The sequence below is a fragment of the Allorhodopirellula heiligendammensis genome (assembly GCF_007860105.1).
In the GTDB taxonomy this organism is placed as follows: domain Bacteria; phylum Planctomycetota; class Planctomycetia; order Pirellulales; family Pirellulaceae; genus Rhodopirellula; species Rhodopirellula heiligendammensis.
The window spans coordinates 1-14,357 of the sequence record NZ_SJPU01000004.1 but is presented as its reverse complement, the minus strand read 5'-3'; the positions used below and the strand labels follow the sequence as shown (position 1 = coordinate 14,357).

Genomic DNA, 14,357 nt, shown 5'->3' with positions numbered 1-14,357 from the left:
AAAATCCGCCATGACGGCCCCCGATATTAACTGCAATTCCACAGCATGGGACACGGCTAGTAGGGATGCGTCGAATCGACGTGTTCACAGTGAACGCGGTCACCGTCGTGCACCTCGTCGGCTGCGCTCGCCTTGGTGGTGCTGCCTGTTGCTGCTGGGTTGTCTGTGCGCAGTCCATGTTTCACAGGTCACGGGCCAAGACGAAGTTGTGGGGAAACCGATCATTTCACACTCAGACCTGACGGTCTATCAGGCTGATGATGGGACGATCAAACCGATTCAGTCCCTTGACGACTGGAGTAAACGACGGTCGCAGATCATTGCTGGAGCCGAGGCAGCGATGGGAAAGCTCCCGGCACCAGATACGCAGGCAGACTTCGATGTCCACGTCGACGAAGATGTTTCCATTGGCGATGTGAGACGCCTGATGATGACGATTGCAGTCGGGAAATCCGATCGTTTACCTCTCGACCTATACTTGCCAAAGGGTGTCGCCGATCGTGTTGATGTCCGAGATATTTTTCTTGCCGGATCAGCGAACCAATTGCCAGCGATCATTGCGTTGCATCCGACCGGTGCCGCTGGCAAACGCATCGTGGCGGGTGAAGGAGGTCGCCCGGGGCGTCAATACGCCATTGAACTGGCGCAGCGTGGATACGTTGTCATCGCGCCAGACTATCCGTCCTTTGGCGCGTACGCCGACTACGACTTCGGGGGCGACGGATATGACTCGGGCACAATGAAGGGGATCGTCAATCATCGCCGCTGCGTCGATCTACTTTCGCAGTTACCATTTGTCGATGCCAATCGGATCGGTGCGATTGGTCATTCGCTCGGCGGGCACAATGCAATTTTTCTTGGCGTATTTGATCAACGTGTAAAATTGGTCGTCTCCAGTTGCGGTTGGTGCCCCTTCCATGACTACTACGGCGGTGACCTCACGGGCTGGACGAGTGACCGCTACATGCCTCGGCTTCGAGATCGCTTTCACTTGAATCCTGATGAAGTTCCTTTCGACTTTTATGAGTTGATTGCCGCATTGGCGCCACGTACCTTTGTTTCGGTGTCGCCCCTGCGTGATTCAAACTTCGATATCGCAGGCGTCCGCAAAGCGATGCCCGTCGCCGGTGGTGTGTATTCATTGTGGGGCGTGCCGAATGAACTGATCCTGATCACACCGGACTGTGAGCACGATTTCCCAACAGAGACTCGACAACAGGCTTATGACGTGATCGATCGCGTGTTGCAGCACAACTGCTCACTGAAAACTCCGCTATTTGGAACAGATGGATGAACCGAAGACTTATGTTTGCCGCCGCAACGTTTCTATTGCTAACCACAGTGGCAGTCGGCGACGATCTCGCGTGGAGAGCTGGTGCCGCGAAGGTCGCGATCACCCCGACTGAGCACGTGTGGATGGCGGGCTATGCTTCTCGGACACGTCCCGCCAAGGAGAAACTGACGGATCTGTGGGCCAAGGCCGTTGTGCTCGAGGACCCTAACGGCCACCGCGCGGTTGTTTTGACAATGGATTTGGTGGGCATCGGTCGCGAACTCTCACAGCAAATTTGCGTCGCATTGCAGTCGCAGTATGGTTTGGAGCGTGAACAAATTGCAATTTGCTGCTCGCACACTCATAGTGGTCCTGTGGTCGGACGCAATCTTGCCCCGCTGCATTATCTGCTGCTCGATGATCGGCAGCGACAAGCGATCGATACATGGGTCGCAACCTTTCAAACTCAAGTGGTTGCCGTCGTCGGCGAGGCGATCGACAAGCTCGCCCCGAGCGAGCTGACGTGGGGAAGCGGCACGACATCGCTGGCGGTCAATCGCCGCGAGAACCCAGCGGCCGATGCGCCGCACCGGCGAACCAAGGGTATGCTGCACGGGCCCCGCGACTACGACGTGCCCGTGCTCGCGGTCCGCGACGCCGAGCATCAGATCACCGCTGTGCTATTCGGTTACGCCTGTCACGCGACCACCCTGAACGGTTATCAATGGTCGGGTGACTATCCTGGATACGCTCAAATGGACTTGGAGTCCCAACACCCGGGGTGCATTGCGTTGTTCTTCGCAGGATGTGGTGCTGACCAAAATCCACTCCCCCGCGGCACTGAGGATTTGGCGGTGCACTACGGTCGTCGATTGGCAACAGCTGTGGATTCCGTGTTGTTGACCACGGAAATGCACCCTGTCGAGGGCCCGCTGCGGACGACTTTCGCGAACGTTGATTTGCCGCTGGACACATTGCCGACACGCGAAGACATCGAGTTGAACCTAACGTCAGAAAACCGATACGAGGTCGCTCGAGCGAACCTGCTCCTTGAGCGACTCGACCAGGGCGTCCCGTTGAGTCAAACATACCCCTATCCCGTGAGCGCCTGGTCCATTGGCGATGACCTTCAGTTTGTAACGCTCGGTGGTGAAGTCGTCGTTGACTACGCCCTTCGCCTCAAGAGCGAGTTGGCGGGGACGCAAACCTGGGTAGCCGGCTACGCCAACGATGTGATGGCGTACATCCCGTCCCGGCGGGTGCTCGCCGAAGGCGGCTATGAGGGTGGAGAAGCAATGGTGTACTACGGGTTGCCCACCGTGTGGTCGCCGGAAATCGAGAATGTGATTGTCAATGAAGTGCATCGGCAAGTTGAGCTTGTGTCCACATCACCTGAACCGATGATCGCTGGAGCCTCAGAGAGCACACCTTTAATCGCTTCGATTACCAAGCAAACGTTATGGCGCAACCGTGATAATGAAAACCAAACTTGGTTTCATCCCCGCGCTTGCATGATGCCCGACGAGGACGGACACCCAGTGGCGATGATGACGCTCCAGCCTATTGGAGGATCCGACTACTTTGGCCAAGTCCACTCATCGATTTCGAGAGATCTAGGCAAAACGTGGAGCGATCCAGAACCGATCGCGGCGTTCGGACGCGAACCGATCCCTGGACGGGCGGATGATCTCCGAGCGGCGGTGTGTGATGTCGTACCGCAATACGACCCCATCTCCAAATCGCTGCTCGCGATGGGGCATGTTGTGTTCTATAAGGGTGAGTATTTTGCGAGGAAGGAGCAGCTGTCACGCTACCCCATCTACGCAACCTGCGATCAAGATGGAGTTTGGTCCCCGCGTAAGATCCTCCAATGGGATGACCCCCGCACCAAAAATATCTACTCGAATGGTTGCGGCCAACGCGTCGTACTGCCCAACGGAGACATCGCGATGTCATTCACATTCGGCCCAGAGGAGGTCAACCGGATGGCGTCGGGAGTACGCGCCTCGTTCGATGGTGAATTGTTGAAAGTTGAAGAGGTGGGGCCGCCAATCCACAACGACAAGGGAAGAGGACTTCTGGAACCGAGCGTGACTCAATTCGATGGCGAATTCTGGATTACGCTGCGAGCGGAAGATAATCGCGGATATGTTAGCGTCAGCGATGATGGACTCAACTATGACGAAAAAATAGCTTGGGCATGGGACGATGGAACACCGATTGACATGTCAACGACCCAACAACACTGGTTGACGCACAGCGATGGACTATTCTTGGTCTACACACGCAAAGATGACACTAACGAAAACGTGATGCGTTGGCGTGCGCCGCTGTGGGTAGCTCAGGTAGATACCAACAAACGCTGCCTGATCAAGGCAACTGAGCAGGTCGTGCTGCCGCTCGTGGGGGATGGAGTCAGCGACCCCAATCAAGTGGCGTTGATGGGCAACTTTCATGTTACCCATGCGAGTCCCGATGAGTCGTGGGTGACCGTCGGCGAATGGATGCCGCGTGACGGCTATCGGGGCGATGTGCTGTTGGCTCGAATCCGTTGGTCCAAACCGAATCGCTTACCGCTGTGGTAGCTCCGGACGCTCGGAAAGGTACTCTTTCACCGCGGCGGCTAGGTTAGTACCGACCGCTCGGTAACCAGTTGTCGTGCTGTTCGGCGAGTTCCAAATCGTCTCGAGGCATAAACTCACGGTGTCCGGATTCCCATTCATGCAGACCCAATTGGCACTGATCTGCCGCCATAAAGGATGATAGCTCGACCCCGTCTCCTTGGGGCGGTTGCTCATCGGAATCATGGGTTTGATCTTACTAATCTTTGCATAGGCCAAGTCAATGAAGCGGTCACGCAGGCCAATCATGGGCTCCTGCAAGAGTGCTGCGGGAAGGATATAGAAGAAAGTGGGATCGCCAGGAGCCGGATTGTGTAGGTCTAGAAAGACACTCATCCGATTTTCAGCGATCATGTCGGCGACCCTCCGCTGCGCCGCCATGGTTTCATTCCAATGCGGCTTCGGTGACCAGTCGCGATTGTGGTCATGAGGGATCGCATTCTTGCCTCCATTGCCAGTCGCGACGTTGTCCACGTCCATGATTGGGACGATGAAAATCTCGGCGCGCTGGCGTAGCCATGCCGCGTTCGGATTATCGCTAACGATCCAGTCCGCGAATCCTTGTGCCACCCAACTTGAACCACTCTCCCAGGCATGCTGGCGAGCCTGAACCCAGACACCAAAGCGATCTTGCGATTCTCGGTCGCCCTCGCGCACATGGAGCATGGGTACGGCGCGGCCCGCCCGAGATCGACAAAGTTCAGTGGCAGTCGCGTAAGGTGACCGATCGGCTATCTCGTTCATGAACTTCTCTGCTGTCTGAGGCGTGTATGGCGGGCCCCAGGCTACGTAGAGAGACGAGGCATTTGGTTTGACTCGATAAACCATCCACTCGCCTTGACGTTCCCCAGGGGCTGTCGGTTGCCAAGTCTGGCCATCAATCGAATAGCTTGCGCGAGCCGGCATTGCCCACGACGCTCCCAATGGTTTCTGCTGACCGACGGTGGCGTCCGAACCGTGCAATCGCAATGTGATTTCTTCATCGGCTGTGAGCCCATCTATTCGGAAGTACCACCAGCAGGGCCATCCCCGCGTGGGATCACCTCCCGGCATGAAGCTGACCGAGCGTCGCTGCTGGTCAATCTCAACATTCTTTACCGACGCTCCTTCAAAATCGGCAGTCACCTCCCATTCCGCAGCCGATGATACCTTCATAAAGACGACTTCGTGACGAGCGCGAACGATCCCCAACAAGTTGCCCGGTTCATCACGATCCCATGCAATTCCCTGGCCAGAAATCGGTGCAGGCACAGTCGAAATGTATTTGAGTTCGCCACCGTCGCCCGGCACATCGAGAACATACAGTTCGGCATGGTCGTGTCCGGTCACAAACAGTCTTCCGTCTTTCCCAAACGCGCCACCTGAGTTGCTATTAGGCAGAAAACGCTGGACAACTGACTCGGGAAACGTCCACTCTCCCGTCGGATTCCAATCGTCATCGTAGCGAACCAGTTTGGTGCGACGAACTTCAGCGTCGCCGTAGAATGCAAACACGATCCACCACGCACCTCGATGCCGATCGATCCAATTGATAGCTCCCTGCGTTTCCGAGAACGGCTTTGATTCGAGATGCTTCAACGTCTCGGCGGAAAAAATCTCGACGGTATTCTTGAGTGGCTTAGTGGGCCAATCCGAATTCGCACAGTACAGCCGCCCATCGACCACGATGCCACTATTGAGATGCTTGATGTTGGAGTGTGCCGGTGCTTCCCAGCGAACAAGGCATTCCTCAGTTTGCTTGTCATATCGAACGACGGCCCTGTTGGAGATCGCGTAAAACGATGACTCATCCACCGCCACGGCCTGGTGCGCCTCAGCGGCCTTCACGCGTCGAAGCGGCTGAACCGAGATATCCAATGCGGCGAGGCTCGATTGGATGATGGCACCGATGATCGCAAAAACAATCGTCGTTCGGTTGTTCATCTCTCTAAACCTGAGTAATTGTAGGTGCGATTGGAAAATGAGCGGATGGCTCGTGCTTTCGGCATGATAAGAATTCAATGTTGCTACGATCCTCTATCAGATTTCCTCAAACAGAAAACCAAGCCGAGCAGGCCCAGGACCAAGCCGCATGCAGAGAGGAACATCGACGTGTCCGAGTGGTGGTGATATGCGCCCGCAATCAGCAGCGCAGTTGAACACAGAATAAGCGTTGGGCTGACAAACGGGTTCATAGTGATCTCTGTGTGGAGCGAGATTTGCTCATCGCACGGAATGCGGCACGTCGCTTGACATCAATTGGGAAACAGCGCGGCAACTTCATCGGCCGAAAGTGCCCGGTCGAAGACGGCAATCTCATCCAGACGGCCTTCCCAATTGGAGTCATTGTCGCAGCGACCACCGAAAAACAAGCGGTCGAATCCAATCGGAAACTCAGCGGGCGATTCCGTGTCAATCTCCGGCTGCGAGTTCCCGTTTAAGTAGATTCGCACTTGGTCTCGATCCCGCACGAACACCATTTGATGCCACTTCCAGCGTTGAATTTCCGTGCTGCCTGCGGCCGGGCTTGCCCCCGCAGTATCGGCACCATGCTGGAAAATGAGCCGCCCTGGTTCGTTCCCTCTTCCCCCGATGCCAACATGATCTCCAGCGGGTCCAATCCCGTTGTCATGGTCTCGCGAGAACATCCAACCGGCGACGTCGCGGCCATCGACAGGCATGCCGTTCCAAAACCATAGCGAGACCGTGTACTGATCCCCTAAATCGCTGATCCGTGCTCGCATTCGCTCACCTGCGAAATGTGTGGCGCGATTGGTCTCGCCGGCATCCCTGCAAAAAACATCCGAGCGGGCACCTTCTAGGAAATACGCGACCGCTCGTTCATAAATCGCATCTCGATTCTGACCGCTGGAGTCAACCGCCCGAGGACCAGCCATTTCGTCCATCCGCCAGTAGGCTGCCGGTCGTGCGTTCAAGATCGCTTCGCTAGCCGGTCCCTTGCTCTGTTTGAAATTGCGTCGAGGTTGGCCAGCTACCTTCTCCAGAAGCCCAAGTGCGGCGGCGGCGATTTTCGGCTCCGCCTGTACCTCCAACCCCGCGGACCGTGCCGCCCACGTGTTGTAACCACCTAGCAAGTGTTGTTCGGGAGGTGGGATGTATCCATCGCCACCATTCGCCAACTCGATCACCATGGTGTTCTTCAGAGGACTCTGCAGTTTGAGTTTGAGCCCCGTCAGTGCATAGGTCTCAGTAGGTGTGCTGGCGATTCCAATATCGTCGATCCGAAGTGCCTGAACGACAACCTCCGTAGCCTGTCGCTCATGCAGAAAGACCTGTTCCCGCGCGTAGATCTCTTGCGAGGTTTTTGGCAGCCGATCGCCCATCTCGTCAACAATCCGTTGTGCCCACTCAAGCCGCTGTTTGCTCGGGACTCGATAGTTCAGCGGAAACCTGATCTCTGCCATCGCCAACTGTTCCGGTTCGCGGTGATTGATCGAGGCATAAGTCTCCATCGCGACGTCTAACAAACCGTCGGTGTAGCTCTCGATTGTAGGCTCTTTCCTCGAGGCGGCCGGCACGGTGTAATCACGCCGCCAAATATCCCCACTGCAACCATGAGACATGATCGTGACAAACGGCGGATCGCCATCGTCCTGCGAGGGAGAAACACGTGATTGCAACCCTTCGCAAAACAGCCCGAAGTAGTCTGAGCTCAACGCTGGCGGGCCACTGAAGTAATGCATCGAGAAATTGGCCAGGACAGCGATTGGGCGTCCATTTTTGGATTGCAATGAGATCAGCGACAGGTCTGGATCCTCTGGGCCCGATTCTCCCGTCACGTCATCCCAATTGCTACCAGCATGCATACTTGCTCGTACGGTCGGGTTGCCGAACGGATCCTCGACGATGCGATCGGGGCGGCGAATCCAACGTCGCAGCGCTGTAAAGTCAGCGGCGTTTCCGACTCCCCAGCCCACTTGAGCAGGTTCGAGGTTGGTCTCTGCAGCCACCAGAGCTTCGACGATCCGCTCACGAAGTACCGGTACGTAGCTGGGGTCGGCATCGGTTCCCAAACACCCCATCGACGCCGGAGCCGTATGGGTGTGCGTTGCAGAGATCAGGATGCGGTCGGGCCGGAGCTTGGTCCGCTGCGCCGCCAGTGCTTTCGCCTCGTCCAGCAGGGGGCGTGACATCATGCAACTGTCGACGACAACGATTCCAATCCGCTCATCGCCGTCGTCGACCACGATCGCTCGCGCGGTGATGGGAGTGAACACTTTCTCAGCAGTTCGACTCGTCATGCCGCCATTGACGAGCACAGGGAACTGCGTCGGCGAAGCATCCACCACCGCCGCGCCGGCTCTGAATTCAGCCACCGCGTCAGTCGTGCATGTGAACAGCAATGCACACAAAAAGCATACACTCGATATCGATTTCATAGAAGACTCTGCAGGGAACTTGTCTGGTTATGAGTTTCAGGTTCACAGCATTGTATACTTCTTGACCCTACCCAGTGCGGCATTGATGACGACATCGGTCGCCCACTATCAACACTCAGCCGCATCGAGATGCCACCAGCCATTTTTATTGGTTCAGGCGACGTTCCGCCGGGATGAAACGGTGATGCCGCACCAAACCATCGCTGGTGTAGTCAGACAGACACGAATGCACAGCGTTCCGGTGATCTCCCTGGAACACCTATCCTGACGACATACCGCTCAACGTTGATCTTCCCTGGTTCGTCGTGTCAGTTCTCGCGATCAGTGAACACGCCCCATCGCTCGCTTAATCTCATGCCCAGTCCGTCTGGACACCCTGCTCCTGAATAAATTTCTGAAAATCGTTCAGTGCTCGCGCGTCCGCTCGCACCGTCTCAGGCGTTTGATGGTGCTTCAACGCATAGCTCACCAGACATCCGACGGCCTCGCCGATTCCCCACTCGACAGGGTGCAGTCGGTAACAGCCGCTAGTCAAATGTGTGGTCCCAATGTTCTTGCAAGCGGGAAGCAGATTCCGCATTCGAACGGGCAATAGCGATCCGAGGGGAACCTGGAAAGGAAACGTCGTAAAGTCGATGTAATTATCACCACACGAAGTCGGATGCAGGTCGATCGCATAGTTTCCCACGCCCACGGAATCCGCAAACGCTGCGGCCCGAATTTCCGAGATGGGTTTGCCCGTCACGATGCTGCGATTCTCGCGGCCGACATGTTCTTCGAGGACGGTGAATTGTGCTTGGATGCGGCGTGACTCACGGACATATGGCGCTTTGGCCAGCCCATCAGTTGTGCCCATCAGGTCAGGGCGAAGTCGCAAGCCGGGAAAGCCGGTTCCGCCGTCGGGACGAGGTGCGTCTGTCTGCAACCAATACAACAGTGAGAGGCTCAGCTGTTTCGCACTGGCGATATGACGGGACGCTTCATCCTCCGACACCCCAACCAGATTGCCGAGTAGATAATCGTTCTGTGGCCAGTTGATCAGACTGATGTCGCCTGCGAACCGGCCCGGCTCGAACTGCGATCGGTCGATAATCCGACGATACGTCCAGAGGTTCAACGCTCCGTCGACGGAGTGACCGCCAGAAGGGGCGAAGCCGAGTCGCTTGGGCGTCATTGATCTGGGATGCGTGTACGTGAAATCCATCAACGGGCCGGGCCAGGGCGGTGTGAGCTGGGGAACGAAGTCTCGCCAGAATCCATATGCCTCCGGTCGGTCGATGGTGTGATCCTCGCCGCGGAGATGATCAACAGCGAAGCACATGGTGAACGCTTGATGGTTTTCGGGATTCGCTGTCTCACCCGCGTGCAGTTCCTTGGTCACGCTGCGTGCTTCCGAACCGGTGACGTACTCGGTCTTTGTGAGTGGTAACAGGTCACCGAGTTCGGTGGCGTCGACGAAGTACTTGCCCCGCAGTACCGGCGAATCGCCAGTTTTCTTGGAGCGAACGGTGATGGCGCGAACCTGATCGCCGTCCACATCCGCCGTCGTCGCGATGTGTTCACGGAGCAGCACAAGTTGCCCGGATGCTTCGAATGACGCCAGCCATTGTTCCAGCACAGCCAACGAGACACGCGGCTGAGCACATAGCCGCGAGACACTCCCGTTGCCGGGGTTGAAGTGCGAACTCTGGCGTGCGGTGTCGGTCAGCGGAAAGTTGTCGCGATAATATCGCCGGATCCGAGATCGCAGTTCACGGTAGGACTGGTTCGCACCGCTTGTCTCAATCAGAGCGTGTTCGTCCGGCGGAACGCCTTGGCTGGTAGGTTGCCCGCCGATCCAGTCCGTCTCCTCGGTCATCACGACCTTGAGCCCGTTTCGCAGCGCAGCGATTGCCGCAGCGCAACCTCCCAAGCCACCGCCGATTATCACGACATCGGTGGAATACTCTTGGCCAACACCCGCCCAGGATGGTGAGCAGATACCCGCGATCGCACCGCCGGCAACCGCTCCGCAGAAGCGGCGTCGTGTGGAATGATGTTGACTTATGCTCAATTTATTTCACTTTCAAAATGCAGAAGACACCGTTGAAACGTGCAACGGACGAACCCTTGCGCTTCAAGTATCTGCATTCCAATCTTACGGAGGATTTTCATCGGCACGCGGACCACCGGCTAGACAGGGGCATCTCCGAGCCTGAGACCATCATAACAGACGGCGAAGTGAGTCATTCGACCATCAAATCAAGGGTCTTCATCGTGAGCATTCGTTCAAACCGGCTGAGCGGAAGCAAAATGGGGGAGCCAAGTCGGCGGTACAACTTACCTTGGCAATCTCGTGGTACCAAACCACCGCCAGATAGCTTGGCACGCAAATGTTCACTAAACTGACCAACAAAAACCTCGACTCCAAGGACCCAAATTCGAATGTGGCACTGCTTTACTAGTTGCATGGTGTTGTTGTCGCTTGCACAACTCGCCTCAGGACAAAATCCATCTGCGGCGACACCGAATGTGGATGCGTTTTACAAGTTAGGCCCCGACTCGTTGGAGCAGGAAGGCGTCCCCCAAGGTGAAATTACCGGGCCGCATGTGATCGCGTCGGAAGCCTACCCGGGGACGCAGCACACGTATTGGGTGTACGTCCCTGCCCAGTACGATCCCGATGTGGCGACCAGCCTGATGATCTTCAACGATGGTCAAGCCTTCATGCAAGCCGATGGTTCGATTCGCGCGCAACACGTCTTGGACAATCTGATATTTCGCCGGGAAATTCCCGTCATGTTGGGCGTGTTCATCAACCCCGGCCGAACCCCCGAGCAGCCCGAACCTTCGCCCAGCAATTGGGGTGACAAAGATACCAATCGGCCAACGGAGTACAATTCGCTGGATGATCGCTACGCTCAGGTGATTGTCGATGAACTCCTACCAGCTCTCGCAGCCGACTACAATATCTCCGAGGATCCCAAGCAGCGCGGGATCGGTGGAGCCAGCTCCGGCGCAATCGCAGCTTTCACGGTAGCCTGGCACCGCCCGGACCAGTTTCACAAGGTGCTGAGTCTGATTGGGAGTTTCACTAATATCCGCGGCGGACACGCCTACGCCGACATCATTCGCGAGAATGACCTAAAAGACATCCGCGTCTTCTTTCAAGATGGCCGAAACGACAACCGTGGCCAGCGGAGGGGGCAGTACGATGAGAAGTGGGACTGGTACAGACAGAACGTCCGACTGGTCGAAGCGATGACGGAGAAAGACTACGACATCAACTACACCTGGGGCATCGGCAAACACAGCCCACAACACGGCGGAGCGATCCTGCCCGACATGATGCGCTGGCTGTGGCGCGATCATGGCACCAGCACCGATCCAGACGACTCAGTCGAACGCAGTTTTCACAACGCACGACCGTAGCCACAGCTGCTGTCATCCATATTTATTTAGCCGAGTCCCGCCAGCAACCGGCAGCTGCGCTCGGACCAGTGAACATGCGCAGAAAAACCCTGACGATTGCATTAAGTCAAGTAATAGTGCAGCGCCTTTGTATAGCGAAACCTAATCTAGTCTCGTCGATGGAATACACTAGCGCCAAGTACGTCCGCTTGTAGATCTGTCTGAGGAATTCCAAGCATCGCCCAAATCGGCCCCGCCAAACGCCTATACAGAAATTCAACTTTATAATCTTTGACACCCCCTCCCGCGAAGTATAAGCTGGTGGTCCCTTGACACCCCCTGGTGGTTTTCGAGGCAGCACGAACTGTGCGCTGAGATTTAGCCGGTAAAAAGATGCGGGAGACACCATGATTGCTGAGAACAGGCATGAGCTCACCATTCTCGACGATTGCCGCAGAGCGATTGCAGACGCGGACGATCTCGATGAACTGTCCGACCTGCGAAGTCGGGCGGAAGCCATCCGGGTCTGGGCCAAGAGCGCCAACGAGAGTCTGGACGTACAAAACCGAGCAGCCGAGTTGCGTTTGCTCGCGGAACGGAAAGCCGGCAAGATGCTTTCTCAGATGGGCCTGAAGGGCGGCGACCGAAAATCAAGCGGTCACGAGGACCGTTTGAAACTCAGCGACTTGGGAATCACCCAGAACCAGTCGAAGAGATGGCAGCGAGCAGCAACCATTTCCGACCAACAATTCGCCGACTACGTCAAACGCTCCTCCACCCTAGGCGAGGAAATCACCGGCGCCGGCCTCCTCCGCCTCGCCACCCCTCGCCCCAGCAAACAATCTAACACCACGACCACCCGCCCACTCAAATACGCCGACCCAGACGTACCCCATCGGCGTTTCCAAATTCCCGAGATCAAAACCGACGCACCCAATAGCGGTGCGCTCGCAACGGAACAGCTCCAAGAAATAAGCAATCACATCAACCTGCTGCAACATGTTCTCACTCCCTACGCGAATGGGGAGGCGAACGACTTGTCGAAAGGCGAGAAGCGCGCAGTGCTTTATCTACTATCCGAGGTAAAGATGTTGCTCCAATCGCCGGCCGGAGAGGCAAACACTCACGGATAGATTCCTTGTGGTAGCACCGTCTACCCGGAGCCTTTGAAATAGGCAGAAAGACATCCAACACGCCTTTCGTCCCCGTTTTCTGCATTTCTTCCCCCGGCTGCGAGCATTCTTTGCACAATTGGGAACGGTCGAGTTCGCAGAAGTATGATCCAAAATAGATGGCATTTATGTCTCAGCGCCGTACATACTCTTTTGCCTGAATTGGTTTCCAACTAAATCGTATGAACAGTTTCAAATTCACACCAACGTGGGAGGGTCGATCATGAATGACTTAGTGCTACGGAAATTCTCGAATACCATTTTCAAAGTACTGTTCGGGAGCGCAGTGGTCATCTGGCAGCCATCGTATGCGGAAAGCCAGCAACCAAGTCCACCTGACCAGAAAGTCCGCGCCGCGAGAGCGGTTAAGACGCAGGAAATTCTTCAATCCAATCCGGCATCAACGCAGCAGAGTCAACGAGACATTGGTAGCTTTCTAAAACAACTAAACAAACCAGAGTTCGCTAGGGAAGCCCGTAGCGCAGCGGAAGCCCGCGAGATCCTTGATCAAATCCAGTATCAGCGTCCCTACTTCCATTCGGGTGAAGAGCGGCGATCCCTGCGAGGCGTCTTGAATACATCGTTGGCGATCGTGTACGACCAACGAAAAATTTGGCGTCCTGATACGGTCGAAGTCGATGAAAATGGTGAGCCGTTAATTGTCAATGATAATCCAGTCGTCCTGGCGAAAGCAGGCGTGATTGACGCCCGTTTACGTTCTTACGAAGGTCGACCAGTGGGACCGACGTTGCGCGTCAAGCCAGGGGAGATCCTGCGAGTCCGATTGAAAAACCAACTGCCCCCAGAAGATCCGTCGGAGCATCCGGACGATATAAACACGCCTCACGAATTCAACACAACAAATCTTCATACACATGGGCTGCATGTGTCGCCGGTAGGAAATGGTGACAATGTTTTACTGTCGGTCGGACCAGGCGAAGAATTTATTTACGAGATCACCGTGCCTGAGGACCATGTGGCAGGTACCTTCTGGTATCACGCGCATCGCCACGGTTCCACTGCGATCCAGGTATCTAGTGGTATGGCGGGCGCGTTAATTGTGGACTCGCCAGAAAATGATCCGGGCGCGGTTGATAACGTTCCAGGAATCAAGCAGGCTGATGAAAGAATTTGTGTCTTTCAGCAAATTTCCTATGCGCCACCGAAGTATGCGTTCACGTTGCTAGAAGCTATGGATAATCCAAGTGAAATGCCAACCGAAGGCGAGAGCCTAATTGTAGTCGGACGAACCCATGCGGGTACGCCAGAAGAAACGCTGTACTTTCGCGTTTTTGACCATGACGGTGAACTCATCAAGGAAATTACCGATTCTGAAGTGTTAGCAGAGAGGGCTGTTGAACTTCAACATCTCAAGGAAAAGATCGATCGAATCTTGTAACTGTTCACGGTTTTAAAACTGATATTCGCGGATTCGGCGATGTCGGTTAGAATTCTACGCCATGAGCACTGGGAACGGATGTCCGGAATGTGAACGCTGGGAGCAACGCTTCAATGAGTTGGA

At 55.7% G+C, this 14,357-nt stretch carries 8 protein-coding genes; 5 read left to right on the top strand and 3 right to left on the bottom strand.

Translation table 11 applies throughout. The annotated features are described in order from the left end of the window. The first annotated feature begins 10 nt into the window (after positions 1–10). Together Poly21_RS23580 and Poly21_RS23575 are read left to right on the top strand one after the other, a co-directional pair. Positions 11–1,294 carry an alpha/beta hydrolase gene (locus Poly21_RS23580; RefSeq protein ID WP_146409544.1) on the top strand — a complete coding sequence of 428 codons (1,284 nt, stop codon included), beginning with the start codon at positions 11–13 and terminating at the stop codon, positions 1,292–1,294. Then, positions 1,291–3,858, top strand: a complete 2,568-nt coding sequence (locus Poly21_RS23575; protein ID WP_146409543.1) for a neutral/alkaline non-lysosomal ceramidase N-terminal domain-containing protein — start codon at positions 1,291–1,293, stop codon at positions 3,856–3,858. Before Poly21_RS23580 ends, Poly21_RS23575 begins: the two co-directional genes overlap by 4 nt. Here the strand turns inward: Poly21_RS23575 and Poly21_RS27880 are convergent. The 3 genes from Poly21_RS27880 to Poly21_RS23560 form a co-directional block, all read right to left on the bottom strand. Beyond that, positions 3,844–5,817, bottom strand: a complete 1,974-nt coding sequence (locus Poly21_RS27880; RefSeq protein ID WP_302120364.1) for a M14 family zinc carboxypeptidase — start codon at positions 5,815–5,817, stop codon at positions 3,844–3,846. The genes Poly21_RS23575 and Poly21_RS27880 overlap by 15 nt on opposite strands. A gap of 311 nt (positions 5,818–6,128) precedes the next feature. After that, positions 6,129–8,210 carry a LamG-like jellyroll fold domain-containing protein gene (locus tag Poly21_RS23565; protein ID WP_302120363.1) on the bottom strand — a complete coding sequence of 694 codons (2,082 nt, stop codon included), beginning with the start codon at positions 8,208–8,210 and terminating at the stop codon, positions 6,129–6,131. Positions 8,211–8,625: 415 nt separating this feature from the next. Further along, positions 8,626–10,326 carry an FAD-dependent oxidoreductase gene (locus Poly21_RS23560; RefSeq protein ID WP_302120362.1) on the bottom strand — a complete coding sequence of 567 codons (1,701 nt, stop codon included), beginning with the start codon at positions 10,324–10,326 and terminating at the stop codon, positions 8,626–8,628. Between the two features lie 401 nt (positions 10,327–10,727). Between Poly21_RS23560 and Poly21_RS23555 the strand changes: the two genes are divergently transcribed. From Poly21_RS23555 to Poly21_RS23545, 3 genes are all read left to right on the top strand, one after another. Then, positions 10,728–11,684 carry an alpha/beta hydrolase gene (locus Poly21_RS23555; RefSeq protein ID WP_302120361.1) on the top strand — a complete coding sequence of 319 codons (957 nt, stop codon included), beginning with the start codon at positions 10,728–10,730 and terminating at the stop codon, positions 11,682–11,684. Between the two features lie 386 nt (positions 11,685–12,070). After that, positions 12,071–12,796, top strand: coding sequence for a hypothetical protein (locus tag Poly21_RS23550; RefSeq protein WP_146409540.1), 726 nt, complete (start codon positions 12,071–12,073; stop codon positions 12,794–12,796). Positions 12,797–13,058: 262 nt separating this feature from the next. Next, positions 13,059–14,234: a multicopper oxidase domain-containing protein gene (locus tag Poly21_RS23545; RefSeq protein WP_146409539.1), complete on the top strand. Its 1,176-nt coding sequence runs from the start codon at positions 13,059–13,061 to the stop codon at positions 14,232–14,234. Positions 14,235–14,357 lie beyond the last annotated feature (123 nt).